This is a genomic window from Phycicoccus sp. Root563 (genome assembly GCF_001427915.1).
GTDB lineage: Bacteria > Actinomycetota > Actinomycetes > Actinomycetales > Dermatophilaceae > Pedococcus.
Genome location: NZ_LMGM01000001.1, coordinates 3,596,422 through 3,620,703 on the forward strand (window position 1 = coordinate 3,596,422; position 24,282 = coordinate 3,620,703).

At 71.0% G+C, this 24,282-nt stretch carries 19 protein-coding genes; 10 read left to right on the forward strand and 9 right to left on the reverse strand.

Going from position 1 to position 24,282, the window contains the following annotated elements; translation table 11 throughout:
* Positions 1-2 precede the first annotated feature (2 nt).
* On the forward strand, positions 3-518 hold the full coding sequence (locus ASD62_RS16960) for a MarR family winged helix-turn-helix transcriptional regulator (protein WP_056916974.1): 516 nt from the start codon (positions 3-5) through the stop codon (positions 516-518).
* Positions 519-639: 121 nt separating this feature from the next.
* Positions 640-2,391 carry a methylmalonyl-CoA mutase gene (locus ASD62_RS16965; protein ID WP_056916975.1) on the forward strand — a complete coding sequence of 584 codons (1,752 nt, stop codon included), beginning with the start codon at positions 640-642 and terminating at the stop codon, positions 2,389-2,391.
* Between the two features lie 64 nt (positions 2,392-2,455).
* Here ASD62_RS16965 and ASD62_RS16970 read toward each other — a convergent pair whose 3' ends face one another.
* Positions 2,456-3,103, reverse strand: a complete 648-nt coding sequence (locus tag ASD62_RS16970; RefSeq protein ID WP_056916976.1) for a TetR/AcrR family transcriptional regulator — start codon at positions 3,101-3,103, stop codon at positions 2,456-2,458.
* Positions 3,104-3,249: 146 nt separating this feature from the next.
* Between ASD62_RS16970 and ASD62_RS16975 the strand changes: the two genes are divergently transcribed.
* Genes ASD62_RS16975 through ASD62_RS16990 form a run of 4 tightly spaced genes read left to right on the forward strand, consistent with a single transcriptional unit; the run spans position 3,250 to position 7,305 of the window.
* Positions 3,250-3,900 (forward strand): hypothetical protein, encoded by a 651-nt coding sequence (locus tag ASD62_RS16975; RefSeq protein WP_157581524.1) that lies wholly within the window; start codon positions 3,250-3,252, stop codon positions 3,898-3,900.
* Positions 3,897-4,895 (forward strand): hypothetical protein, encoded by a 999-nt coding sequence (locus tag ASD62_RS16980; RefSeq protein WP_056916978.1) that lies wholly within the window; start codon positions 3,897-3,899, stop codon positions 4,893-4,895. Before ASD62_RS16975 ends, ASD62_RS16980 begins: the two co-directional genes overlap by 4 nt.
* A gap of 54 nt (positions 4,896-4,949) precedes the next feature.
* Entirely contained in the window at positions 4,950-5,948 is a 999-nt protein-coding gene (locus ASD62_RS16985) for a tetratricopeptide repeat protein (protein ID WP_056916979.1), read from the forward strand.
* A gap of 46 nt (positions 5,949-5,994) precedes the next feature.
* Positions 5,995-7,305 carry a RimK family alpha-L-glutamate ligase gene (locus ASD62_RS16990; protein WP_056916980.1) on the forward strand — a complete coding sequence of 437 codons (1,311 nt, stop codon included), beginning with the start codon at positions 5,995-5,997 and terminating at the stop codon, positions 7,303-7,305.
* A gap of 95 nt (positions 7,306-7,400) precedes the next feature.
* On the opposite strand, the gene ASD62_RS20210 is transcribed toward ASD62_RS16990, so the two are convergent.
* The 7 genes from ASD62_RS20210 to ASD62_RS17020 form a co-directional block, all read right to left on the reverse strand.
* Positions 7,401-7,571 (reverse strand): hypothetical protein, encoded by a 171-nt coding sequence (locus tag ASD62_RS20210; protein WP_157581525.1) that lies wholly within the window; start codon positions 7,569-7,571, stop codon positions 7,401-7,403.
* Between the two features lie 69 nt (positions 7,572-7,640).
* Positions 7,641-9,284, reverse strand: coding sequence for a phosphoglucomutase (alpha-D-glucose-1,6-bisphosphate-dependent) (gene pgm / locus ASD62_RS16995; RefSeq protein WP_056916981.1), 1,644 nt, complete (start codon positions 9,282-9,284; stop codon positions 7,641-7,643).
* On the reverse strand, positions 9,281-9,832 hold the full coding sequence (locus tag ASD62_RS17000) for a VanZ family protein (protein WP_056916982.1): 552 nt from the start codon (positions 9,830-9,832) through the stop codon (positions 9,281-9,283). Before ASD62_RS17000 ends, pgm begins: the two co-directional genes overlap by 4 nt.
* Positions 9,829-12,342, reverse strand: a complete 2,514-nt coding sequence (gene glgB / locus ASD62_RS17005) for a 1,4-alpha-glucan branching protein GlgB (RefSeq protein ID WP_235530737.1) — start codon at positions 12,340-12,342, stop codon at positions 9,829-9,831. Before glgB ends, ASD62_RS17000 begins: the two co-directional genes overlap by 4 nt.
* Positions 12,339-13,775, reverse strand: coding sequence for a hypothetical protein (locus ASD62_RS17010; RefSeq protein ID WP_056917482.1), 1,437 nt, complete (start codon positions 13,773-13,775; stop codon positions 12,339-12,341). Before ASD62_RS17010 ends, glgB begins: the two co-directional genes overlap by 4 nt.
* Positions 13,768-15,477 carry a maltose alpha-D-glucosyltransferase gene (gene treS, locus ASD62_RS17015; RefSeq protein ID WP_056916983.1) on the reverse strand — a complete coding sequence of 570 codons (1,710 nt, stop codon included), beginning with the start codon at positions 15,475-15,477 and terminating at the stop codon, positions 13,768-13,770. The genes ASD62_RS17010 and treS overlap by 8 nt, the downstream gene beginning before the upstream one ends.
* A complete protein-coding gene (locus ASD62_RS17020) occupies positions 15,477-17,579 on the reverse strand; it encodes an alpha-1,4-glucan--maltose-1-phosphate maltosyltransferase (RefSeq protein ID WP_369818806.1) in 2,103 nt (700 codons plus the stop codon). Before ASD62_RS17020 ends, treS begins: the two co-directional genes overlap by 1 nt.
* Positions 17,580-17,723: 144 nt before the next feature.
* Here ASD62_RS17020 and glgP point away from each other — a divergent pair, with 144 nt between their 5' ends.
* The gene (gene glgP / locus ASD62_RS17025) at positions 17,724-20,312 is read left to right on the forward strand and encodes an alpha-glucan family phosphorylase (RefSeq protein WP_056916984.1); all 2,589 of its coding nucleotides are present in this window, start codon (positions 17,724-17,726) and stop codon (positions 20,310-20,312) included.
* Positions 20,313-20,419: 107 nt separating this feature from the next.
* The gene (locus ASD62_RS17030; RefSeq protein WP_056916985.1) at positions 20,420-20,848 is read left to right on the forward strand and encodes a hypothetical protein; all 429 of its coding nucleotides are present in this window, start codon (positions 20,420-20,422) and stop codon (positions 20,846-20,848) included.
* On the opposite strand, the gene glgX is transcribed toward ASD62_RS17030, so the two are convergent.
* Positions 20,824-22,983, reverse strand: coding sequence for a glycogen debranching protein GlgX (glgX, locus tag ASD62_RS17035; RefSeq protein WP_056916986.1), 2,160 nt, complete (start codon positions 22,981-22,983; stop codon positions 20,824-20,826). The two genes, ASD62_RS17030 and glgX, sit on opposite strands and share 25 nt — an antisense overlap.
* Positions 22,984-23,017: 34 nt before the next feature.
* On the opposite strand from glgX, the gene ASD62_RS17040 reads away from it, so the two are divergent.
* On the forward strand, positions 23,018-23,503 hold the full coding sequence (locus tag ASD62_RS17040; RefSeq protein ID WP_056916987.1) for a hypothetical protein: 486 nt from the start codon (positions 23,018-23,020) through the stop codon (positions 23,501-23,503).
* The gene (locus tag ASD62_RS17045; RefSeq protein ID WP_056916988.1) at positions 23,500-24,279 is read left to right on the forward strand and encodes an enoyl-CoA hydratase/isomerase family protein; all 780 of its coding nucleotides are present in this window, start codon (positions 23,500-23,502) and stop codon (positions 24,277-24,279) included. Before ASD62_RS17040 ends, ASD62_RS17045 begins: the two co-directional genes overlap by 4 nt.
* Positions 24,280-24,282 lie beyond the last annotated feature (3 nt).

Here is a 24,282-nt window from a genome sequence, read left to right on the forward strand (position 1 = left end):
GCGTGCCCAAGCCCATCCGCCTGCCGTTCGACCCGATCACGCGTGCGGCACAGCTGTGGACCAAGCGCTGGGGGCGGACGTCCCAGCCCCTGGCCATGGCCAGCGCCACCTCGATCATGCGGGTCCAGCAGCTCCTCATCACCGACTACGACGCCCTGGTCGGGCGCCACGGCCTGAGCTTCGCGCGGTACGAGGCCCTGGTGCTGCTGGCGTTCAGCCGCGACGGGCGCCTCGGCATGAGCAAGATCGGCCAGCGCCTCATGGTGCACCCCACCAGTGCGACCAACATCGTCCAGCGCCTCGACGCCCAGGGCTTCGTCGAGCGGATCCCCAACCCCGACGACGGCCGCGGCACCCTCGCCGTGATCACCCCGGCCGGGCGGGATGCCATGGAGGCGGCGACCAAGGACCTGGTCGAGTCGCGCTTCGGCCTCGGCATGCTCACCGCCGCCGAGCACGAGCAGCTCTTCGAGCTCCTGCGCAAGGTCCGCATCGGCGCCGCCGACTTCGACGCCTGACCCAGCCCGGCACCATACTCTCTGCCGTTTGGGTGCCCAGACGGTCGGATTTCCGACCCTCTGGGCACCCAATCCGGCGAGGGATTGGTGATTAGTAGGACGTCCTAGTAAATTGCCGGATATGACGCAGACCACTCCCGACCAGACCGGCGCCGCGCGCTGGCAGGCGCGCTACGACGCAGCCCAGTCCACCGGTCGGGTGCGCGACGCCGACTTCACCACGCTCTCCGGGATGGAGGTCCAGCCCGCCTACGGCCCCACCGACGGCGAGGCCCCCGAGCGCATCGGCTGGCCGGGGGAGTTCCCCTTCACCCGTGGCCTCTACCCGACCGGGTACCGAGGTCGCACGTGGACGATCCGTCAGTTCGCCGGCTTCGGCAACGCCGTGCAGACCAACGAGCGCTACAAGATGATCCTCGAGCGTGGCGGCGGCGGGTTGTCCGTGGCGTTCGACATGCCGACCCTGATGGGCCGCGACTCCGACGACCCGATGGCGCTCGGCGAGGTCGGCCACTGCGGGGTGGCGATCGACTCGGCCGCCGACATGGAGGTGCTGTTCAACGAGCTCCCGCTCGAGCAGATCACCACGTCGATGACCATCAGCGGCCCGGCGGTCCCGGTGTTCTGCATGTACCTCGTCGCCGCCGAGCGCCAGGGCGTCGACCTCGGGGTGCTCAACGGCACCCTGCAGACCGACATCTTCAAGGAGTACATCGCGCAGAAGGAGTGGCTGTTCGCGCCCGAGCCGCACCTGCGCCTCATCGGCGACCTCATGGAGTACTGCGCCGAGAAGATCCCCGACTACAAGCCGCTGTCGGTCTCCGGCTACCACATCCGCGAGGCCGGCTCCACGGCTGCGCAGGAGCTGGCGTTCACGCTCGCCGACGGCTTCGGGTACGTCGAGCTGGGTCTCTCGCGTGGTCTGGACATCGACACCTTCGCGCCCGGCCTCTCGTTCTTCTTCGACAGCCACCTGGACTTCTTCGAGGAGATCGCGAAGTTCCGTGCGGCCCGCCGCATCTGGGCCCGCTGGCTGCGGGACGTGTATGGCGCGAAGACGGACAAGGCGCAGTGGCTGCGGTTCCACACGCAGACCGCCGGGGTCAGCCTCACCGCCCAGCAGCCGTACAACAACGTCGTCCGCACCGCCGTCGAGGCGCTCGCCGCCGTCCTCGGTGGCACGAACTCGTTGCACACCAACGCCCTCGACGAGACCCTGGCGCTCCCGAGCGAGCAGGCCGCCGAGATCGCGCTGCGCACGCAGCAGGTGATCATGGAGGAGACCGGTGTCGTCAACGTCGCCGACCCGCTCGGCGGGAGCTGGTACGTCGAGGCGCTCACCGACCAGATCGAGGCCGAGGCCGAGAAGATCTTCGACCGCATCCTCACCATGGGCGGCAGCGACCTGACGACCAAGGACACCGAGGGGCTGGCGTCGCTCGTCGCGGAGAACACCGGCAAGCCCGGCAGCGAGTGGCCCATGACGCGCGGCATCCTGCGTGGCATCGAGGAGGGCTGGTTCATGTCCGAGATCGCCGAGGCCGCCTTCCAGTACCAGGTGGCCCTCGAGAAGGGTGACAAGAAGGTCGTCGGCGTCAACTGCCACACCGCCTCGGTCACCCACGAGCTCGAGATCCTGCGCGTCAGCCACGAGGTCGAGACCGAGCAGGTGGCGGCTCTGGCCACCCGCAAGGCGGCCCGCGACGAGGACGCCGTCCGTGCCGCCGTGGCCCACATGGTCGAGGTGGCCCGCACCGACGACAACATGCTCCCGGCCATGCTCGACGCGGTCCGGGCCGAGGCCACGCTGGGAGAGATCTGCAACGCCCTGCGCGACGAGTGGGGCATCTACCGCGAGCCGGCTCGCTTCTGACCGGACGGTCGACACCGACCGAGGGTCGGGCGGAGCTGCACGCTCCCGCCCGACCCTTCGTCGGTCAGCGGTCCTGAGCCGCGCGCGCAGCGCTGGCGGCGCGGTGCAGCCGGGCGTACGCGACGTCGGCGAGCAGCTCGATGAGGCCGTCGACGAACGCCTGGTCCGGCACCCCGGTGGCCAGCGAACGGTGCATCACCGAACCCACCACCACGTCGGCGAGCAGGTCGACGTCGACCATGTCGTCGCGGATCTCCCCGCGCTCGATGGCCCGGGCGACCGACGTCGCGACGAGGGCGTGCAGCCGCGTCGACAGCGACTCGCGGACCTGCTTCCCGACGCCTTCGGGGTCGCGGGCCGACTCGGCGAGCAACGCGGCATACGCTCCGCCGGTGGAGGGGTCGCGCAGGAGGCGGGCGGCCTCCTCGATGCCCGAACGCATGTCCTCGGCGAGCGATCCGTGGTCGCCGACCTCGATCTCGTCGAACGTCGCGGCGACGGCGTGGACGGCCAGCTCGACCTTGCTCGGCCACCGCCGGTACAGCGTGCTCTTGGCCACACCGGCCTTGGCCGCGACGTGCTCCATGGACATCCGCGCGACACCCTTGTCGGCGAGCACCTGGCGTGCCGCGGCCGTGATCGCCTGCTCCGTCGACTCCTCGCGGGGGCGTCCGGGTCGGCGGTGGCGACTGTGCCGGGCTCGAGTGGTCATTAGGGGCGATCATGCCACCGACGTCCCGGTTTGTGGGGCGGAGGATTTGTCCTCCGGAGGCGTCTGGGTCATGGTGGAGGACGATGCCGGTGCGGGGAACTCTCCCGTGCCGGCCCACTCACGTAAGGAATCTGACTGTGTCGAAGGTGGCCAAACGCGCTGTGCTGGCCGTGCTGACCGTGGTCGGGATCGTGCTGCTCGGCCTGGGGTCGTGGTTCACGTTCCACCTGGGTCCCACCGGTAGCGCGACGTTCACGACCACGCCCGCGAAGGGGAGCATCGTCGTCGTCGAGCCCTCCGTCCTCAACCGTGTCGACCGTCCCACCACGGTGACGGCGGTGACGCGCGGCAAGAGCCCGGTGTTCGCCGGCCGCGCCACCCCGTCCGACGCCGAGGCGATCGTCGGCGGCGCCGACGTCACGCGCGTCACCGGTGCGCACGTCCGCTCCTGGTCGCTCGTCGCGTCGCAGTCGGGTGCCGGTGCGGCGCCCGCTCTCGCCGGAGCCGACATCTGGCGCGAGGCGGTGCAAGGGAACGGCCGAGTGCGCCTCCAGGTGCGCCAGGAGAACGCCCCCGAGGCGGTCGTGCTCGCCACCGCCGACGGCAAGCCCGCCGACATCAGCCGCCTCACCGTGACCATCGAGCGCCGCACCTGGTTCTTCCAGGCCCTGCTCGTCAGCCTGGTCGGCCTGCTCGCCGCCGCGGCCGGTGTCGCCGGGCTGTGGCAGGAACGCCGCCGCGGAGCCCGCCCTGCCACGACCGAACCTGCCCGCCCCATCGAGGAGGCGACCGTATGAGGAGCCTGAACACCCCCGCGATCGTCGCCGCCGGGGCCCTCACCCTCGCCCTCACGGGCTGCGGTGCGGGCAGCGCCCTGGTCGGTGTGGACGACGCACCGTCCCAGGTGACGACCACCGCCCCGGTCGACGCGGGCAGTGCCCAGAAGATCGCCGAGCGCGTGATCGCCCAGGCCGACGAGGCCGCCGCGGCCCCCGCCGCGGAGGGCCAGGCCCTTCGTGAGCGGGCCCTGACCGGGAGCGCGCTCGCCGTCGCGATCGCCGCGAGCAAGCTCGAGGTCGACCCCGCCGCCACCACGACTCCCGCCCCCCTCAAGCGGACCGAGGCGCCCAAGGTGCTCGCGGTGTCGCGCGGCACGACCTTCCCGCGCCTGATCCTGGCCCAGACCACGACGGCGACGGGAGCGGCCCGGATCAACCTGCTGACCTCGCCCGACGCGAAGACGCCGTTCCGCCTGAGCATGTCGGTCACCATGGCGCCCGGCACGCAGGTCGCTGCTCTGGACTCCCTGGACTCCGGTTCCCCCATGGTCACCAAGGACACCAGGCTCGCCGTCGCTCCCGACGCGCTCGTCAAGCAGTATGCCGCCAGCCTCGCCTACCCCTCCCCGGCCAAGGCCGAGGCGGTCGGCACCGATGACCCCTTCGCGGCCTCGGTGCGTGCCAACGCCGCCGCGCAGGCGAAGGCCTTCGGCAAGCTCGCGACGCTCAAGCAGGTGCACGAGGCGCAGCCGGAGCAGACGGTGTCCATCGCGCTGCGCGGTGGCGGCGCCCTGGTGTTCTCCCTCCTCGAGCGCACCGACACGATCACGCTCAAGGCGGGCGGCAAGTCGCTCACCCCCAGCGCCGAGTTCCAGCGCCTGGTGAAGAAGAAGACGCTGACGACCAGTGCCGAGCTCAAGTCGTACGAGACGGTGGTGTTCACCGTGCCCGCCGACGGGACGGCCGGTGTCGTCGGCGCCGACGAGGTGCTGTTCTCCGCCAAGGGTTCCTGAGCCTGCAGGAGGCCGCGTACGCACGAGGTCGCGCAGTGAGGAAGAATCGGGACCATGACTGAGCAGCCGTTCACCGCTGGAGGCCTGCGTGGGGCCGTCGACCTCACCGGCCTGAAGGGCACCACCCCGACCCGGGCTCCGGCCGGGGCCGCCGGCGCCGGTCCGGCTGCGGGCCAGGGGGCGGCGAGCCAGGGCGGCGCTGCGGCCACGGGCGTCCCCGGTCGCTCGGGCCTGGTCGTCGAGGGCACGGACGCGAACTTCCAGGAGGTCGCGAACGCCTCGGTCAGCGTCCCCCTCCTGCTCGTCCTGTGGGCTTCGCAGGTGCCGGAGTCCCGCGCCTACCTCGACACCGTCGTCGAGCTGGCCGGGGCGCACGCGGGTCGCCTCCAGGTGGTCAGCGTCGACGTCGAGCAGAACCCCACGCTGCTGCGCGCCTTCCAGGTCCAGAGCGTCCCGGTGACCATGGGCCTGGTCCAGGGCCAGCCGGTCCCGATGTTCGCGGGGGTCCAGCCGGCCGAGGCCGTGCGCCCGATCCTCGAGGAGTTCCTCGGGCTCGCGGTGCAGCACGGCGTGACCGGCCGGGTCGAGGTCACCGCGGCCGAGCCGCAGGACGGCGACGACGAGGCGGCCGAGCCGCCGCTCCCGCCGCTGCACCAGGAGGCGTACGACGCCATCGAGCGGGGCGACCTCGACGCCGCCCACGCGGCATACACGCAGGCGCTCAAGGCGAACCCCGCGGACGGCGACGCCGAGCTGGGCCTGGCCCAGGTCGGGCTGATGCAGCGCACAGAAGGGGCGGACCTCCAGGCAGCCCGCGCGGCAGCGGCGGAGAACCCCACGGACGTCGCCGCCCAGAGCCTCGTCGCGGACCTCGACATCCTCGGCGGCCACGTCGAGGACGCGTTCCTGCGCCTCATCGACCTGGTGCGTGCCACGAGCGGTGACGAGCGTGAGCAGGCGCGGGTCCACCTCGTGCAGCTGTTCGCCGTGGTCGGGGCGCACGACGAGCGGGTGCGCAGGGCGCGGACCTCCCTGATGAGCGCGTTGTTCTAGACGTCTCCACTTTCGGGCAGGCGCCCCAGCCGACAGGATGGGGCGCATGGCGAACTCGAAGGAACACCTCATCGGCCTGCTCCTCGGCGCGGAGGGTGACTGGCCGCGCGCGTTCGAGACGCTCGCCCAGCGCATGGGCGTCGTCACCGGGCCGGACGGCACCGAGCACCGGGTCTCGACCGAGCGCGTCACGATCGAACCCTTCAACCTGCGGGACAAGCCCCGGCACGACCTCGTGATCGACCGCCTCGCGCACTGGTACTACCACCCGCGCGAATGGCTCAAGAAGGTCGCCCTGATGGACGACGTGTACCTGCTCAACAGCCCGTTCACGTTCCAGTCGATGGAGAAGCACTCGGCGTACTGCGCGTTGCTGCGGCTCGGCATGAACGTCCCCGAGACCGTCCTCGTGCCGTACAAGAACCCCCTCGACAACGCGCGCTGGGCCTTCACCTCCGAGAAGTACAACAAGTCCTTCGACCTCGACCGCATCGCCGACGAGCTCGGCTACCCCATGTTCATGAAGCCGTTCGACGGTGGTGCCTGGCGCGGTGTCTCCCAGATCAAGGACCGGGCCGACCTGCACGAGGCCTACGACGACTCCGGCGAGATGCTCATGCACCTGCAGAAGTCGGTCGACGGGTTCGAGGTGTTCGCGCGGGCGCTGACCATCGGGCCCGAGAGCATGGTCATGAAGTTCCGTCCGGACGAGCCCATGCACAACCGGTATGCCGTCGAGCACGGCTTCCTCTCCGAGGGCGTCGGCACCGAGGCGGTCACCATCGCCCAGACGGTCAACGCGTTCTTCCGGTGGGAGTTCAACTCCTGCGAGATGCTCGTCAAGGACGGAGTGGTCTACCCCATCGACTACGCCAACGCCTGCCCCGACGTCGCGGTGACGTCCCTGCACTACTACTTCCCGTGGGCGATGAAGGCGTTGCTCAAGTGGTCGGTGTTCTGCGTCGCGACCGGCCGCAAGGCCAAGACCCAGGTCGACACCGGGCCGTGGTTCGAGATCGCCGACGACCCCGCGCTGGACTACCAGGCCAAGCTCGCGGCCTACCAGGGGCTCGCGGACGACCACTTCGAGACCGACCGGTACCGCGAGTTCTGCGATGCCGCCCTGCCGCACCTCGACGAGATGGTGCTCGAGTGGGTCGACTCAGCCGACTTCCGCGGGCTCCTCACCGACACGATCCGCTCGACCTACCCACAGCACGAGTGGGACAAGTTCGAGGGCCACTTCGGTGGCCTCACCCGGCTGTGGGTGTCCGACGAGACGTCCCGGCTGCGCCCCGGGCCCTCGGCGGCCGACGAGGCCGTCGTCGGTGGGCCGGCGCCGGCCCTGACGGACTGACCGACGGCCCCGGACACGACCGACGGGCCCCCGGACACGACTGACGGGCCCCGCCGAGGTGGCGGAGCCCGTCGGACGACAGGAGTGGTGGGACCTCAGCAGGCCCGGCACTCCTGCTCGATCTGGTGGCGGCGGGCCTCCGGCTGCATGAGCCTGGGGCGGCGCAGGCCACGGACCCGGTCGAGGGTGGCGAGGTTCGGACCGGTGCTGCTCGCACGCGGGAAGGTGCGGGGCCCGGGCTGGCGTGGGGTGTTCGTGGGCGTCATGTCGGTGTCAACGCCGACGGATGTCCGAGTTGTTCCTCACACCTGTCCGCTCACAGCGAAGCCACGGGTTCAGCCGCGCAGGGCGGCGTCGACGACCTCCTTGGCCTCGGCCTGCACCTGGGCCAGGTGCTCGGGGCCCTGGAAGGACTCGGCGTAGATCTTGTAGACGTCCTCGGTGCCGGAGGGGCGGGCGGCGAACCATGCGCTCTCCGTCGTCACCTTCAGCCCCCCGATCGCCGCGTCGTTGCCGGGGGCCCGGGTGAGCTTGGCCGTGATCGGTTCTCCTGCAAGGGACTTCGCAGCGACGTCCTCCGGGGACAGGGCCGCGAGCTTCGCCTTCTGCTCGCGGTCGGCGGCCGCGTCGATGCGGGCGTAGGCCGGGTCCCCGTGGCGGGCGGTCAGGTCCGCGTAGTGCTGGCTCGGTGACGTGCCGGTCGCCGCGAGGATCTCGGACGCGAGCAGGGCGAGGAGGATGCCGTCCTTGTCGGTCGTCCAGGCAGCGCCGCTGCGCCGCAGGAAGGACGCACCGGCCGACTCCTCGCCGCCGAACCCGAAGCTCCCGTCGATGAGCCCGGGCACGAACCACTTGAACCCGACCGGCACCTCGACCAGCCGTGCCCCGAGGTCGGAGGCCACGCGGTCGATCATGGACGAGGACACGAGGGTCTTGCCGATGGCGGCGCCGTCCGGCCAGTCGGGGCGCGCCCCACCGAACAGGTACTGGATCGCCACGGCGAGGAAGTGGTTGGGGTTCATCAGTCCCGCGTCGGGGGTGACGATCCCGTGGCGGTCGGAGTCGGCGTCGTTGCCCGTGGCGATGTCGTACTCGTCCTTGCGGGCGATGAGCGAGGCCATGGCCGAGGGGGACGAGCAGTCCATCCGGATCTTGCCGTCCCAGTCGAGCGTCATGAAGCGCCAGGTGGGGTCGACGAGGGGGTTGACCACGGTGAGGTCGATCCCGTGGCGGTCGGCGATCTCGCCCCAGTACGCGACGGCAGCGCCACCGAGGGGGTCCGCGCCGATCCGGACGCCGGCCTCCTTGATGCGGGCGAGGTCCACGACGTCGGGCAGGTCGTCGACGTAGGTGCCGAGGAAGTCGTAGCCCTGCGCGTGCTTGCGGGCCCGCTCGAAGGGGATCCTGCGGACGTCCGCCAGGCCGCCGGCGATCAGCTCGTTCGCCCGGGCGGCGATCACCTTGGTGGCGTCGGAGTCCGCCGGCCCGCCGTGGGGAGGGTTGTACTTGAACCCACCGTCGTAGGGCGGGTTGTGCGACGGGGTGACGACGATGCCGTCGGCCAGGGCGGTGCCGCTGGTGCGTCCCTCGTTGGCGCGGATGATGGCGTGGCTGACGGCCGGGGTCGGCGTGTACCCGTCGCGGTCGTCGACGAGGACGATGACGTCGTTGGCGGCGAGCACCTCCAGTGCCGAGGCCCACGCGGGCTCCGACAGCGCGTGCGTGTCGCGGCCGACGAAGAGCGGACCGTCGTACCCCTGCGACGACCGGTAGTCGCAGATGGCCTGGGTCGTCGCGAGGATGTGGGTCTCGTTGAACGCGGTGCGCAGGCTCGAACCCCGGTGCCCGGACGTGCCGAACGCGACCTGCTGGTCGAGGTCGTCGGGATCGGGGACCAGCGTGTAGTACGCGGTGACGAGATGGGGCACGTCGACCAGGTCAGAGGGTTCTGCGGGCTGTCCTGCGCGCGGGTCGTTCATGGGGCCACTCTGCCAGCGTTGCGGCCGGCTGCCCACCGCAGTCCCACGACGAGGGCGCCGGCGGCCAGGCCCAGCAGGACACCCGTGAGGTTGTCGGCGAGGTCGGTGGTGTCGCACGCGCGGTCCAGGCCGCGGAACACCTGCTGGCCGGTCTCGAACACCACGGGCAGTGCCGCGGCGCCGATGACGACCAGCAGCGCGACGGGACCGCGCAGCCGGCCCGCGACGGCGGCGGCGAAGAACCCGACGGGCAGCAGGAGGAGGACGTTGAGGATGCGTTGGTCGTCGGCGGTGACCGCCGCGAGCCCGAGGTCGACCGCGTGGATGGCGCAGGACCGGTCCGGTGCCAGCACGCCGTTGTCCGCCCGACCGGGCGGCGACATCGTCACGACGGAGGCGAACACGACCGCGCCACCGAACAGGACCCGCTCGAGGGTGACGGCGAGGTGGGCGCGGCCGCGCCACACCCACCACGCCGCCACCGCGGCATACGCGAGGACCACCGGGACCACGAGCAGCGGGATGCGGTAGCCCCAGACGTGGGTCACCCGGCGGTGTCCTCCCCGGCGGTCACCTGGCGCGACCCGGCGACGGAGGACTCGACCGACGCCTGGTCGCCGTTCGACACGGGGGCGAGGTAGACGGCTGACAGGGCGGCCACCCGGACCTCGACCGACCAGGGCTGGCCCTGGGCCCCGTGCTCCTGGGCGGTGACGACCACCTCTGCCTGGCTGGGCGTGCCGAACTCGTCGTACCCGCTGGTGTCGAGGATGACCTTCCAGTCGCCGGCCCGGGGAACCCCGAGGCGCAGGGACTCCCGCGCGAGGCCGCCGAAGTTCACGGCGACCGCGACGACAGGACCCTGGCGGTCGCGGGTGCCGAAACGCAGGTAGGAGTAAGTGTTGCCGGCGTTGTCGTCGGCGTCGAGCCACTCGAAACCCGCGGGGTCGGAGTCCAGCGCCCAGAGGGCGGAGTTCTCTCGGTAGACGCGGTTGAGCTCCTTGACGAGGTTGTGCACGCGGTAGTGCGCCGCGTGGTCGAGCAGCCACCAGTCGAGCTCGCGGCCGTCGGCCCACTCGGCCTCCTGGGCGAACTCGCTGCCCATGAACAGCAGCTGCTTGCCCGGGTGGCTCCACAGGTAGGCGAGGAACGCCCGGACCGTGGCCAGCTGGTCGTAGCGGCTCCCGGGAGCCTTGCGCAGCAACGACCCCTTCCCGTGGACGACCTCGTCGTGGCTGATCGGCAGCAGGTAGTTCTCGCTGAAGGCGTACATGAGCGAGAACGTCAGGAGGTGGTGGTGGTACTGGCGGTGGATGGGGTTCTCCTTGAGGTACTTCAAGGAGTCGTTCATCCAACCCATGTTCCACTTCAGCCCGAACCCGAGCCCGCCCTCGCTCGTGGGCTTGGTGACGCCCGGCCACGACGTGGACTCCTCGGCGATGATCACCACGCCGGGGACCCGCTTGTAGGCCGTGGCGTTGGCCTCCTGGATCAGGCCCACCGCCTCGAGGTTCTCGTGACCGCCGTGGATGTTGGGCACCCACTCGCCGTCCTTGCGGGCGTAGTCGAGGTAGAGCATCGAGGCCACGCCGTCGACGCGCAGACCGTCGACGTGGAACTCCTCGAGCCAGTAGACCGCGTTGGCCACGAGGAAGTTGCGCACCTGCATCCGGCCGAAGTCGAAGATGTAGGAGCCCCACTCGGGGTGCCAGCCCTTGCGCGGGTCCGGGTGCTCGTAGAGCGGCAGGCCGTCGAAGCGGGCCAGGGCCCACGGGTCGGTGGCGAAGTGGCCGGGCACCCAGTCGAGGATGACGCCGATGCCGGCCTGGTGGAGCCGGTCGACGAGGTAGCGGAAGTCGTCCGGGCGGCCGAACCGCGCGCTCGGCGCGTAGTAGCTGGTGACGTGGTAGCCCCAGGACGGCGGGTACGGGTGCTCCATCACCGGCATGAACTCGACGTGCGTGAAGCCGAGGTCGGCCACGTAGTTGACCAGGTGCTCCGCGAGGTCGCGGTAGGAGTGGCCCCGGCGCCACGAGCCGAGGTGCACCTCGTAGATGCTCATCGGCTGCTCGTGGTGGTTGCTCCCGGTGCGCTCGGCCAGCCACTCGCCGTCGTTCCAGTCGTACCGCGACTGGACGACCGAGGACGCGGTCGCCGGCGGCAGCTCCGTGGCCTGGGCCATCGGGTCCGCCTTCTCGCGCACCTTCCCGTCGGCGCCACGGATGAGGTACTTGTACATCGTTCCGTCACCGACGCCGGGGACGAACAGCTCCCAGACCCCGGACTCGCCGAGCAGGCGCATCGGGTGGCTGCGGCCGTCCCAGCCGTTGAAGTCACCGGCCACGTGCACGGCCTGCGCCCGGGGCGCCCACACGGCGAAGGACGTGCCGACGACGTGGCCGAGCGGACCGTCGTACTCGCGCACGTGGGCGCCGAGGACGGTCCACAGCTGCTCGTGGCGGCCTTCACCGATGAGGTGCAGGTCGATCGGGCCGAGCGTCGGGGCGAACCGGTACGGGTCGTCCATCTCGTGCTCGACGCCGTCCGCGTAGCTCACGGCGAGGCGGTAGTCCTGCGTCTCGGTCTGGCCCTCGCGCAGCCCGCCCCACACGCCGTCGGACTCGTGCTCGAGGTCGAGGCGGGTGCCGTCGGCGAACCGCACGGCAACGGTGGACGCGAACGGCCGGTAGGCGCGCACGCGCAGCCCGGCCGGCTCGAGGTGGTGCCCGAGCAGGTCGTGCGGCTGCTGGTGGCGGCCGTCGGCCAGGGCGCGGATCGCCTCGGCCGGTGTGGACACCGGCGGCAGCGGCTCGGGGGAGCGGTCCACGGGCGGCTCGGTCGTCGGTGCCGTGGGCGCCGACGGCGAACCAGCCGGCTTCTCGACCAGCGTCTCCTCGGGCGAGGTGTGCGGCGCCACGGCCTCCTGCACCGTCGGTTCGACGGCGGCCGACTCGGCGGCCGCCGCGACCGGCTCAGGGGCGGCAGCGACCGGCTCAGTAGCGGCAGCGGTCTTCTTCGCCTTGGGGGCTTTCTTGTCCTTCTTGCCGAAAGGGCTCACGGAAGGTCCTTCCTCGCATCGTCAAGCAATCGGACCACCGCGGTGGTGGGGATGGTCAACCAGGTCGGCCGGTTGCGGGCCTCGTACACGACCTCGTACAGCGCCTTGTCGAGCTGGAACGCGGTGAGCAGCACCGCGTCCTCGCGGGGGTCCCGCCCGGACTGCGCGGCATACCCCTCGAGGAAGGCGCGCTGGGCGGTGGCCACCCACTCGCGGGCACTGTGCCCCGGGTGGGCCTGTTCCCACGAGCCGCCCGCGTAGTCGAAGGACCTCAGCATCCCGGCGACGTCGCGCAGGGCGAGGTCGGGCCGGGTGCGCTCGGACAGCGGTCGCAGCGGCTCGCCCTCGAAGTCGAGGAGCACCCAACCGCGGCCAGCCACCTGGAGGACCTGGCCGAGGTGGTAGTCGCCGTGGATCCGTTGCAGCGCGGGCCAGCTCGCGTTGACGGCCCGGTCGAACAGCGTCGCGATGCGTTGCTCGTGGGCGGCCAGCGCGGGGACCTCGGAAGCGGCGGCGACGTATCGCCCGCGCATCCCGGCGACGGTGGTGGCCACGGCCTCGGCGGTGACCGGTTCGGTCGGCATGACCCCGGCCAGCCGGGAGTGGACCTCCGCGGTCGCGGCCCCGAGGTCGCGGGCCCGGTCCGAGAAGTCCTCCGTGGCGGCGATGGCCCGAAGTGCCACCCGCCACGCGTCCTCGGTGCCCGGGAAGAACTCCTGGGCGAAGGCGAGGTGGCCCACGTCAGAGCCCTCACCGTCGACCGACGGCCAGGTGGCCGAGACGGCCCCGACCATGCCGGGGACACGGAGCGAACCTGCCTCTGCGAGCGCGCCCTGCACGACCACGTCGGGGTTCTCGCCGGCCTGGAGCGTGCGGAACACCTTGCAGATCAACGGCTTCGGTGCACCTGAGTCGTCGACACAGTCGAAGATGACGGAGGTGTTGCTCTGCTCGCCCGAGAGGACGCGCGATCCCGTGAGCGTCGTCTCCGTCGTCCACGACGGGTGCCGACGGGGCGCCACCGCGGGCTCGGGGGTGTCGGAGGCGCTCCCGGCCTGCGGGGTGGTCTGCTCCAGCACAAGGGCCAGGAGCTGGGCTGCGTAGACCGGGTCGTGCACGCCGTCGTAGACCCAGCGCGGCCCGAGGACGCTGTGCTCCATGGTCCCGACCAGCGCGTGCTGGCCGCCCTCGAGCGGCGCGCCACGGTAGGTGAGGGGCACCTGGTACACGACCGTCTCGGGGCCGCCCTCGTCGGCGACGAGGAGGGTCTCGATGCCCACGGTGCCGGCGGGGTCGTCGAGGCGCCACGACCAGAGCTTGCGCAGCACCGGCTGCCGGCCCTTGGCGGCATACCAGCGCTGGCGCGCCATCCACGGGCCGACGAGCTCGAGCTTGGTCGGCGTGATGCTCGCGGTGGTGTGGATCTCAGCCACGGGCAGCACCCGGCACGAGCCGAAGCCAGAAGAAGTCGCGCGACCCGAGGGTCACGGTGATGGTGCCGTCGTCCGAGATCTTCGGGAACCCGTTGCCGCCGAACAGGTCGGCGAGCTGGGCGCCCTTGAACTCGTCGGGCACCCGGATCGTCGTGGCCTGGGGCCGGCTCGACAGGTTGTTGACGCAGAGCACGGCCTCGGAGTCGGCGCCGTCCTCGTGGTCCCACTCGACGCGCAGGAACGACAGGATGGCGTCGTTGTCGGACGGGCAGACCTCGAACGCACCACGACCGAAGACGGGGTGGCGCTTGCGGATCTCGAGCATCGCGCGCACCCAGTGCAGCAGCGACGAGCTCGTCGCCATCTGGGCCTCGACGTTGACGTTGTTGTAGTGGTAGACGAGCGAGGAGACCACGGGCAGGTAGAGCTTGCCCGGGTCTGCGGCGGAGAACCCGGCGTTGCGGTCGGGCGTCCACTGCATCGGCGTGCGGACCGCGTCACGGTCGTTGAGCCAGATGTTGTCGCCCATGCCGATCTCGTCGCCGTAGTAGAGGCACGGTGAGCCGGGCAGCGACAGCAGCAGGGCGTTGATCAGCTCGATCTCGGCGCGGCTGTTGTCGAGCAGCGGCGACAGGCGGCGCCGGATGCCGACGTTCGCGCGCATGCGCGGGTCGGGGGAGTACCAGCCGTACATCGCGGCGCGCTGCTCCGGCGTCACCATCTCGAGGGTCAGCTCGTCGTGGTTGCGCAGGAAGGTGCCCCACTGGGTGCCTGCCGGGATCGGCGGGGTGTCGGCGAGGACGTCGATGATCGGCGCCGCCTTCTCCTCGCGCAGCGAGTAGTAGAGCATCGGCATCACGGGGAAGTGGAAGCACATCTGGCACTCCGGCTCCTCCTCGGTGCCGAAGTAGTCCACGACGTCGGCCGGGGGCTGGTTGGCCTCGGCGAGCAGGATGCGGCCCGGGTACTCCGTGTCGACCATCTTCCGGAGCTTGGCGAGGAACTGGTGCGTCTTGGGGTGGTTCTCGCCGTTGTGGCCCTCCTCCTCGTAGAGGTAGGGGACCGCGTCGAGGCGGAAGCCGTCGATGCCCATGTCCATCCAGAACCGCACCACGTCGAACATCGCCTCGTGCACGGCGGGGTTCTCGAAGTTGAGGTCCGGCTGGTGGGAGAAGAACCGGTGCCAGAAGAACTGGCGGCGGATCGGGTCGAAGGTCCAGTTGGAGACCTCGGTGTCGATGAAGATGATGCGGGCGTCGGAGTACGGCGCGTCGGTGTCGGACCACACGTAGAAGTCCCCGAACGGGCCCTCGGGGTCCGAGCGCGACGCCTGGAACCACGGGTGCTGGTCGCTCGTGTGGTTCATGACGAAGTCGGTGATGATCCGGATGCCCCGGGCGTGAGCCTGCGACACGAGCTCCTGGAAGTCCGGCAGCGTGCCGAACTCGGGGAGCACCGCGGTGTAGTCGGCGATGTCGTACCCACCGTCGCGCAGCGGCGAGGCGTAGAACGGCGGCAGCCAGAGGCAGTCGACCCCGAGCCACTGGAGATAGTCGAGGCGGCCGATCAGCCCGGTGAAGTCACCGGCCCCCGAGCCGTTGGAGTCGCCGAAGCCGCGGACGAGCACCTCGTAGAAGACCGCGGTCTTGAACCACTCGGGGTCGTGCTTGAGGCCGGGCTGGTTGAGGTTGAGACCCTGCATCAGAACCTCCGGATGGCGACGATGTGGACGGGCTCGGTCTCGGGACCGAGTCGGACGTAGACGTGCTCGCCCCAGTGCCAGGACGCTCCGGTCAGGAGGTCCTGGGCGGCGATGCCGTCGTCGTAGCCGAGGCCCAGGGCGGGCATGTCGAGGTGGACGGTCGACTCGCGCGTGCTGTGCGGGTCGAGGTTGGCGACGACGACGATGATGTCCTCGCTGCCGTCCGGGAGGGTGCGACGCTTCGAGAAGGCCATGATGTTCTCGTCGTCGACGTGGTGGAACGTGATGTTGCGCAGCCAGTGCAGGGCGGGGTGCTCGCGGCGGATCTCGTTGATCCTCGTGAGGTACCCGGCCAGCGACTGGCCCTCCTTCGGGCCGCCGGGCTCGTAGTCCTCCCAGTGGCGGTTCTTGTACTGGTACTTCTCGTTGTCGATCTGCTCCTCGGCACCGGGGCGGGCGACGTGCTCGATGAGCTCGTACCCGGCGTAGATGCCGTAGGTCGGCACCAGCGTGGCCGCCAGGGCCGCGCGCAGCTTCCAGGCGGCCGGGCCGCCGAACTGCATGTAGGGCGTGAGGATGTCGTGCGTGGTCGGCCAGAACGACGGACGCATGTATGCCGCAGCCTCACCGGAGAGCTCCTCGAGGTACTCGGTGAGCTCCCACTTCTGGTTGCGCCAGGCGTAGTACGTGTACGACTGCTGGAACCCGACCTTGCCCAGCGAGTGCATCATCGCCGGCTTGGTGAAGGCCTCCGCCAGCCAGATCACCTCGGGGTGCTCGCGGGCGACGTCGTCGATGAGCCACTGCCAGAACTCGACCGGCTTCGTGTGCGGGTTGTCGACGCGGAAGATCTTGACCCCGTGGTCGATCCACACCTGGATCATCCGGCGCATCTCGGCGTAGGACCCCTGCGGGTCGTTGTCGAAGTTCAGCGGGTAGATGTCCTGGTACTTCTTCGGCGGGTTCTCCGCGTAGGCGATGGTGCCGTCGGCCCGCGTGGTGAACCACTCGGGGTTGGTCTCCACGTAGGGGTGGTCGGGGGAGCACTGGAGGGCGATGTCCATCGCCACCTCCATGCCGAGCTCCTCGGTCCGGGCGACGAACGCGTCGAAGTCGTCGAACGTGCCGAGGTCCGGGTGGATGGCGTCGTGCCCGCCGTCGGGCGAACCGATGGCGTACGGGCTGCCCGGGTCGTCGGGCCCGGCCTCGAGCGTGTTGTTCGGCCCCTTGCGGGCCGTCGTGCCGATCGGGTGGATCGGCGTGAGGTAGACGACGTCGAAGCCCATGGCCGCGATGGCCGGGAGGCGCTTGGCGGCGGTCTGCAGGGTGCCGCTGGTCCACTTGCCGGTGGTCGGGTCCTGCACCGCGCCCTCGGAGCGGGGGAAGATCTCGTACCACGCGCCGTACAGGGCCCGCTCGCGCTCGACGAGCAGCGGGAGGTCGGTCGAGGGGCTGACGTGGTCGCGCAGCGGGCGGGCGGCGAGCTCGCGCTCCACGGAGGGGTCGGTGCCGGCGTGCAGGCGGGCCAGGGGTGGGCGTCGGGTGTCGCGGAGCGCGGTGACCGCGTCCTCGAGCACCGCCTTCTGCGTCGCGTCGCGGGGGACCTCGGCGGCGGCCCGCTCCAGGATGCGGGCACCCTCCTCGAGCATCATCTCGGCGTCGATGTCGGCGGCGACCTTGATGGAGGCGTCGTGCTCCCACGTGCCGTAGGGGTCGGACCATCCCTCCACGCGGTAGGACCACCAGCCGACCGTGTCGGCCTCGACGACGGCCTCCCAGGCGTCGAGGCCGGGGTTCGTGCTCGTCATCGGCAGGACCCGCTCGGTGCCGTCGGGCGCGGTGAGCACCACGGACGCGTTGACCGCGTCGTGGCCCTCGCGGAAGACCGTCGCGGTCACGGTGAACTGCTCACCGACCACGGACTTCGCAGGCCGGGCCCCGCGGTCGACGACAGGGCTCACGTCCTGGACCGGGATGCGGCCGATCGGTGTCTGGGGTGGTCGGGTGGTCGGTGGGGGCGCCGCCTGGGGGCGGGTGCCGGTGCTGCCCGTGGAGGGCGCGTCGGGGGAGGTGGGTGTGGTTGCCGGGGGCGTTGCAGTCACGCGCCCGACGCTACTCGGTCTGGGGCCCCGTGCACCTCCTCGCGCCAGCGCGTGGGCGGCTGGGGTGCCGCCGTCCTGAAACTTTCTGAAAGATCTGCAAGAAGGCGTCATTGCCGGCGGCCGGTGGGCCTATGATCACCCCTCGTGAAGGCGATTCGACGCTTCAGCGTCCGTACTGTCCTGCCGGAGCCGATTGCCGCTCTCGGCGACCTGGCGAGCAACCTCCGGTGGTCCTGGCACCCCCCGACGCGCGACCTGTTCGAGCGCATCGACCCGCAGCGTTGGGCGAAGGTCCGCAAGGACCCCGTCCGCCTGCTGTCGGCGCTCTCGCCGGCCGAGCTCGCCGACCTCGCGTCGAGCAGCGAGTTCGTCGCGGCCGTCGCCTCGGCCAAGGCCGACCTGGACACCTACCTGACCGAGCCGCGCTGGTACCAGGCGTGGGCGCAGGCCCAGGACGAGGACGGTTCGGGCGCCCCGAAGGCGATCGGCTACTTCAGCCCGGAGTTCGGGATCACCGAGGTGCTGCCGCAGTACTCCGGTGGCCTCGGCATCCTCGCCGGCGACCACCTGAAGACGGCCTCCGACCTCGGTGTCCCGATCGTCGGTGTCGGCCTCTTCTACAAGACCGGCTACTTCAAGCAGAGCCTCAACCGCGACGGTTGGCAGCAGGAGACCTACCCCGTCCTCGACCCCGACGGCCTGCCCCTGAGCATGCTGCGCGAGGACGACGGCACCCCCTGCGTCATCACCCTCGAGCTGCCCGGCGGACGGGAGCTGCACGCCCACGTCTGGCGCGCCCAGGTCGGCCGGGTCCCGCTGCTGCTCCTGGACTCCGACGTCCCGGACAACGACGAGGCCGCCCGCAACATCACCAACCGCCTCTACGGCGGTGGCGGCGAGCAGCGTCTCCAGCAGGAGATGCTCCTCGGCATCGGTGGCGTCCGCGCCCTGCGCCTGTGGTCGCGCCTCACCGGCGCCCCGACCCCGGACGTCTACCACACCAACGAGGGCCATGCCGGGTTCCTCGGCGTCGAGCGCATCCACGAGCTGACCCAGTCGGCCGGGCTGTCGTTCGACGAGGCCCTCGAGGCCGTCCGCGCCGCCACGGTCTTCACCACCCACACGCCCGTCCCGGCCGGCATCGACCGGTTCGGCGCCGACCTCATCGAGCTGCACTTCGGCGGTGAGCAGGCGGTCGCCGGCGTGCCGGTCGAGAAGCTGCTGGCCCTGGGCGCGGAGGACTACCCGGGCGGCCAGTCCGGGATGTTCAACATGGCCGTCATGGGCCTGCGCCTCGGCGGTCGCGCCAACGGCGTCTCCCAGCTGCACGGTGTCGTCAGCCGCGGCATGTTCGACGGACTGTGGCCGGGGTTCGACGACGACGAGGTCCCGATCACCAGCGTCACCAACGGTGTCCACGCCGGCACCTGGGTCGACCGCCGCGTCTACGAGCTCGCCGACAAGCACCTCGGCACCCACGACCTCGAGCGCGACGACGCCTGGGACCGCATCGAGGAGGTCCCGCGCGACGCGATCTGGGCCACGAAGCGCGAGATGCGCCAGCAGCTGGTCCTCGAGGCCCGCCGTCGCACCCGCTCCTCGTGGAAGAAGCGCGGTGCCAGCCCGGCCGAGCTCGGCTGGGTCGACGACATCCTCGACCCCGACGTGCTGACCATCGGGTTCGCCCGCCGCGTGCCGACCTACAAGCGGCTCACCCTGATGCTGCGCGACCCTGCGCGGCTCAAGCGCCTGCTCCTCGACCCCAAGCGGCCGATCCAGCTCGTCATCGCGGGCAAGTCCCACCCGGCCGACGAGACCGGCAAGCAGCTCATCCAGCAGATGGTCCGCTTCGCCGACGACCCCGAGATCCGCCACCGCATCGTGTTCCTCCCGAACTACGACATCGCCATGGCGCAGTACCTCTACCCGGGCTGCGACGTCTGGCTCAACAACCCGCTGCGCCCGCTCGAGGCCTGTGGCACGTCCGGCATGAAGGCCGCCCTCAACGGTGGCCTCAACCTGTCGATCCTCGACGGGTGGTGGGACGAGTGGTTCGACGGCGAGAACGGCTGGGCCATCCCCACGGCCGACGGTGTCGAGGACGAGGAGCGTCGTGACGACCTCGAGGCGGCTGCGCTCTACGACCTCATCGAGAACTCCGTCGCGCCGCGCTTCTACGACGTCGACGAGACCGGGCTGCCGCAGAACTGGCTGTCGATGATCAGCCACACCCTGCGCACGCTCGGCCCGAAGGTGCTCGCGAGCCGCATGGTCCGCGACTACACCACCCAGCTCTACGGGCCCGCGGCCCGCGCCGGCTGGGCGCTCGACGGTGACACCTACGCGGGTGCCCGCGACCTCGCCGCCTACAAGACGAAGGTCCGGTCCACCTGGCCGTCCGTGCACGTCGACCACGTCGAGTCCTCGGGCGTCTCGGACGCCCCTCAGATCGGCGAGACGCTGCACGTCCGGGCGTACGTCTCCCTCGGGGACCTCACCCCCGACCAGGTCGAGGTGCAGGTCGTGTACGGCACGGCGCGCGACTCCGACGAGCTGCGTGACGTCCAGAGCGAGCCGCTGGCGTTCGTGGAGTCCTACGAGGGTGGTCGCCACCAGTTCGCCGGTGACCTCGCCCTCGCCCGCACCGGCGCGTTCGGCTACACCGTCCGCGTGCTGCCCCGGCACACCGGGCTGGCCAGCACGAGCGAGCTCGGCCTGGTGGCCAACGCCTGACGCCACCACCCGCCATACCCAGCTGTGCCGCGCGCCCTGAGGCGCGCGGCACACCTGTCTGCGGGGAACCTCCCCGAGGGGCGTACCGCGTCTGCCACGCTGCCGGTATGGCGCGTGGCGGGGCAGCGGCGGACGCGGGGGTCAACAGTGCCCGCGGCTGGAGCCGGATCGGTCGGGCGTACGCCGTCGAGGCGGTCGGCCTGCTCGGCGCCGGTGCGCTGCTCACGTATGCCGTGGTGGCCCCGGCCTGGTCCGGCAGCGACTGGTTCGACGGGTGGGGGTACCTCGCAGGATTGCTCGCGATCCCCTTGGTCGCGGCGGGAACCCTGGTCGTGCTGTCCGTCCGCTGGCGCGTCGCGCCGGTGGGTCTGCTGTGCGGCGCACTGCTCGCGGGGTGGGCGACGGTGGAGGCGCCGTGGTCCGCAGCCGTCTGGTGGGGTGCGGGCCTCGCGCTGGCCCCCGTCGTCGCATCGCTCGTCACGCACCCACGCCCGTGGCGGCGCAGCGTCCGTCAGGTCGTGTCGACCGCTCGGTAGACCTGCAGGCTGGCCCCGCGGACCTCGACGATCACGGGGTCCACGACCGCCGACCGGGTCGGGGCGGGACGTTCGACGGAGGAGTCCCAGAGCAGCTCGTACCCCGTGAGGCCCGGCACCGTCGGGAGGGTCACCTTGCCGTCCTCAACGTCCCCGCGCAGGACGAGGAGCAGCGAGTGCTGCTCGAGCCAGGCGCCGTTGAGGTACATCTGCAGGGTCCGGGTGTGGGGGTCCTCCCAGTGGCCGTTGGCCATCGCCTCGCCGTCGGCCCCGAACCACGACAGGTCGGTCGAGCCGTCGGCGTGGACCGCCCGGCCGGTGAAGAACGTCCGTTGCCGCAGGACCGGGTGCTCGGCGCGCAGCCGGGTGAGGAAGCTCGTCGTCTCGAGCAGGTCCTGCTGCCAGTCCTCGAGGTCCCAGTCGAACCACGACACCTCGTTGTCCTGGCAGTAGGGGTTGTTGTTGCCCCCCTGCGAGCGCCCGAACTCGTCACCCGCGTTGAGCATCGGCACGCCGGTCGCGAGCAGGGTCGTGGCGAGCAGGTTGCGCATCGACCGTCGGCGCGCGGCCTCGATGTCGTCCCTGCGCTCGTCGGCGGGGTCCACCGGCCCCTCGACGCCGTGGTTCCACGACCGGTTGCCGTCCGTGCCGTCGCGGTTGCCCTCGCCGTTGGGCCCGTTGTGCTTGGAGTTGTATGCGGTGAGGTCGGCGACCGTGAAGCCGTCGTGCGCGGCGACGAAGTTCACCGACGCGACCGGCCCACGGTCGCGGGCGCCGAAGAGGTCCTGCGACCCGGCCAGCCGGGTGCCGAGCTCGCGGATGCCGTGGCCTTCGTGGCCGTGCACCTGGGAGGCGACGTCCTGCAGCCAGAAGGTCCGCACGGCGTCACGGAACCGGTCGTTCCACTCGGCGAACGGGGGCGGGAACTGCCCCGTGCGCCACCCGTGGATGCCGACGTCCCAGGGCTCGGCGATGAGCTTGACCCGGGAGAGCACGGGGTCGGTGCGCAGCGCCACGAGGAACGGGTGGTTGGGGTCGTAGTCGTCGTTCTGGCCACGGCCGAGCGCCACCGCGAGGTCGAACCGGAACCCGTCGACGTGGCACTCGTCGACCCAGTAGCGCAGCGAGTCGAGCACCATCTTGCAGACCATCGCGTGCCGCAGGTCGAGGGTGTTGCCACAACCCGTCACGTCGATGTCCTGGCCGCGGTCGTCGAGCCGGTAGTAGGCGCGGTTGTCCAGCCCCCGCCACGACAGCGACGCGCCCTGCCGGGACTGCTCGGCCGTGTGGTTGTAGACGACGTCGAGGAGCACCTCGATGCCCTCCGCGTGCAGCAGCCGCACCATGCCCTTGAACTCGTCGAGCACTCCCTGCGGATCGGTCGTCGAGGCGTAGGGGGAGTGCGGGGCGAAGAAGCCGAGCGTGTTGTAGCCCCAGTGGTTCGTGAGCCCGCGCTGGGTCACCTCGGGCTCCGACGCGAAGGCGTGCACGGGCAGCAGCTCGACCGCGGTCGCCCCCACCGCCTTGAGGTGGGCGATGACGGCGGGGTGGCACAGCCCGGCATACGTGCCGCGCAGGTGCTCGGGCACCTCGGGGTGGAGCATCGTGAGGTTGCGGACGTGCGCCTCGTAGACGACCGAGTCGGCCAGGGGGGTGTGGGGGTGGCGGTCCTCGCCCCAGTCGAAGCGGTCCTCGACGACGACGCAGCGCGGCACCGCCCCGGCGCTGTCCAGGCTCCCGCGGAGCACGTCGTCGCCCCTGAGCCGGGCGTCGACGGGGTGGGCGTAGACCTCGGGCGACCAGTGGACGTCGCCCTCGATGGCCCGGGCGTAGGGGTCGAGGAGCAGCTTGTGGGGGTTGTAGCGCAGGCCCTCCTGGGGCCGCCAGGGACCGTCGGCCCGCACGCCGTACCGCTGGCCCGCGACCACGCCCGGCAGGAAGCCGAACCAGGTTCCGTGGGTCCGCTCGACGAGGGGGATGCGGCGCTCCGTGGACCCGTCGGTGTCACCGGTCTCGAACAGGCACACCTCGACCGACTCGGCGTGCCCGGCATACACCGCGAACTCGGCGCCGCCCTCGACGAGGGTCATGCCCAGGGTGGGAGGAAGGTCACGCGGGCGCGTGGCAGGCGACATGGTCCTCAGCCTAGGTAGTGGTTACGGTTGGCGCATGACTGATCCCACGTCGCTGCCCAACTTCCCGCCGCCCGCGGACGAGCACCCCCTCCGCGGACGCGTCCTGGACGCACTGATCGACATGGGCCTGTCGCCCGACATCGACGGTGACGGCGACGTCGCGTTCACGGTGCAGGAGCAGCAGCTGTTCGTGCGCTGCACGGAGGGCGACTTCCAGATCATGCGCCTGTTCGGCCAGTGGGCCATCAGCGACGCCGTGCCCAGCGACACGCTCACGCGCCTGGCCACCTGCAACGAGATCACCCTCCAGCTGAACATCGTCAAGGCCGGCCTCGCCAACGACACCCTGGTCGTCACCGGTGAGCACATCGTCGTGCCCAACACCGACGTGCCCGGCCTGGTCAACGTCACCATCCAGCTCGTCCTCGCGGGCGTGCAGATGTGGCACGAGCGCATCATGGGCGGCGGCGACCCCGGTCCCGGCGCGGGCGAGCCCGCCACCGACGTGGACCCGGCATGAGCGACCTCGTCTCGGTCGAGGTCGAGGGCGGGATCGCCACGATCCTGCTCGACCGCCCCCCGATGAACGCCCTCAACCGGGAGATCCAGGCCGCCCTCGCGGCTGCCGCGGTCGAGGTGGGGGAGCGCAAGGACGTGTCCGGCGTCATCATCTACGGCGGCGAGAAGGTGTTCGCCGCAGGCGCGGACATCAAGGAGATGGAGACCATGTCGTACACCGACATGGCCGACCACTCCGGCGCCCTCCAGGACTTCACACGGACGCTGGCCCGCATCCCCAAGCCGACCGTCGCCGCCATCACCGGGTACGCCCTCGGTGGCGGGTGCGAGGTCGCGCTGGCCTGCGACTTCCGCGTCGCCGCCTCGAACGCCAAGCTGGGCCAGCCCGAGATCCTGCTCGGCATCATCCCCGGCGCCGGCGGCACGCAGCGCCTGGCCCGCCTCGTCGGACCGGCGAAGGCCAAGGAGATCATCTTCTCGGGACGGTTCGTGTCCGCCGACGAGGCGCTCGCGATCGGCCTGGTGGACGAGGTCGTCGAGGCCCAGGACGTGTATGCCGCCGCACGGGCCCGGCTCGCGCCGTACGTCGGTGGACCGGCGTACGCCATCCGCGCCGCCAAGGAGGCCATCGACCGTGGGGTCGAGGTCGACCTGGACACGGGGCTCGAGATCGAGCGCATGCTCTTCGCGTCGCTGTTCGCCACCAAGGACCGCGCCACCGGCATGAGGTCGTTCGTCGAGAACGGCCCCGGCAAGGCGAAGTTCGAGGGCGCCTGACCG

Excerpts from the sequence above, each read along its gene's own strand:
- ASD62_RS16965 (WP_056916975.1), top strand. The coding sequence starts at position 640 with ATGACGCAGACCACTCCCGACCAGACCGGCGCCGCGCGCTGGCAGGCG.
- ASD62_RS16970 (WP_056916976.1), bottom strand. The coding sequence starts at position 3,103 with ATGACCACTCGAGCCCGGCACAGTCGCCACCGCCGACCCGGACGCCCC.
- ASD62_RS16980 (WP_056916978.1), top strand. The coding sequence starts at position 3,897 with ATGAGGAGCCTGAACACCCCCGCGATCGTCGCCGCCGGGGCCCTCACC.
- ASD62_RS16985 (WP_056916979.1), top strand. The coding sequence starts at position 4,950 with ATGACTGAGCAGCCGTTCACCGCTGGAGGCCTGCGTGGGGCCGTCGAC.
- ASD62_RS16990 (WP_056916980.1), top strand. The coding sequence starts at position 5,995 with ATGGCGAACTCGAAGGAACACCTCATCGGCCTGCTCCTCGGCGCGGAG.
- ASD62_RS20210 (WP_157581525.1), bottom strand. The coding sequence starts at position 7,571 with ATGACGCCCACGAACACCCCACGCCAGCCCGGGCCCCGCACCTTCCCG.
- pgm (WP_056916981.1), bottom strand. The coding sequence starts at position 9,284 with ATGAACGACCCGCGCGCAGGACAGCCCGCAGAACCCTCTGACCTGGTC.
- treS (WP_056916983.1), bottom strand. The coding sequence starts at position 15,477 with ATGCAGGGTCTCAACCTCAACCAGCCCGGCCTCAAGCACGACCCCGAG.
- ASD62_RS17030 (WP_056916985.1), top strand. The coding sequence starts at position 20,420 with ATGGCGCGTGGCGGGGCAGCGGCGGACGCGGGGGTCAACAGTGCCCGC.
- glgX (WP_056916986.1), bottom strand. The coding sequence starts at position 22,983 with ATGTCGCCTGCCACGCGCCCGCGTGACCTTCCTCCCACCCTGGGCATG.
- ASD62_RS17040 (WP_056916987.1), top strand. The coding sequence starts at position 23,018 with ATGACTGATCCCACGTCGCTGCCCAACTTCCCGCCGCCCGCGGACGAG.
- ASD62_RS17045 (WP_056916988.1), top strand. The coding sequence starts at position 23,500 with ATGAGCGACCTCGTCTCGGTCGAGGTCGAGGGCGGGATCGCCACGATC.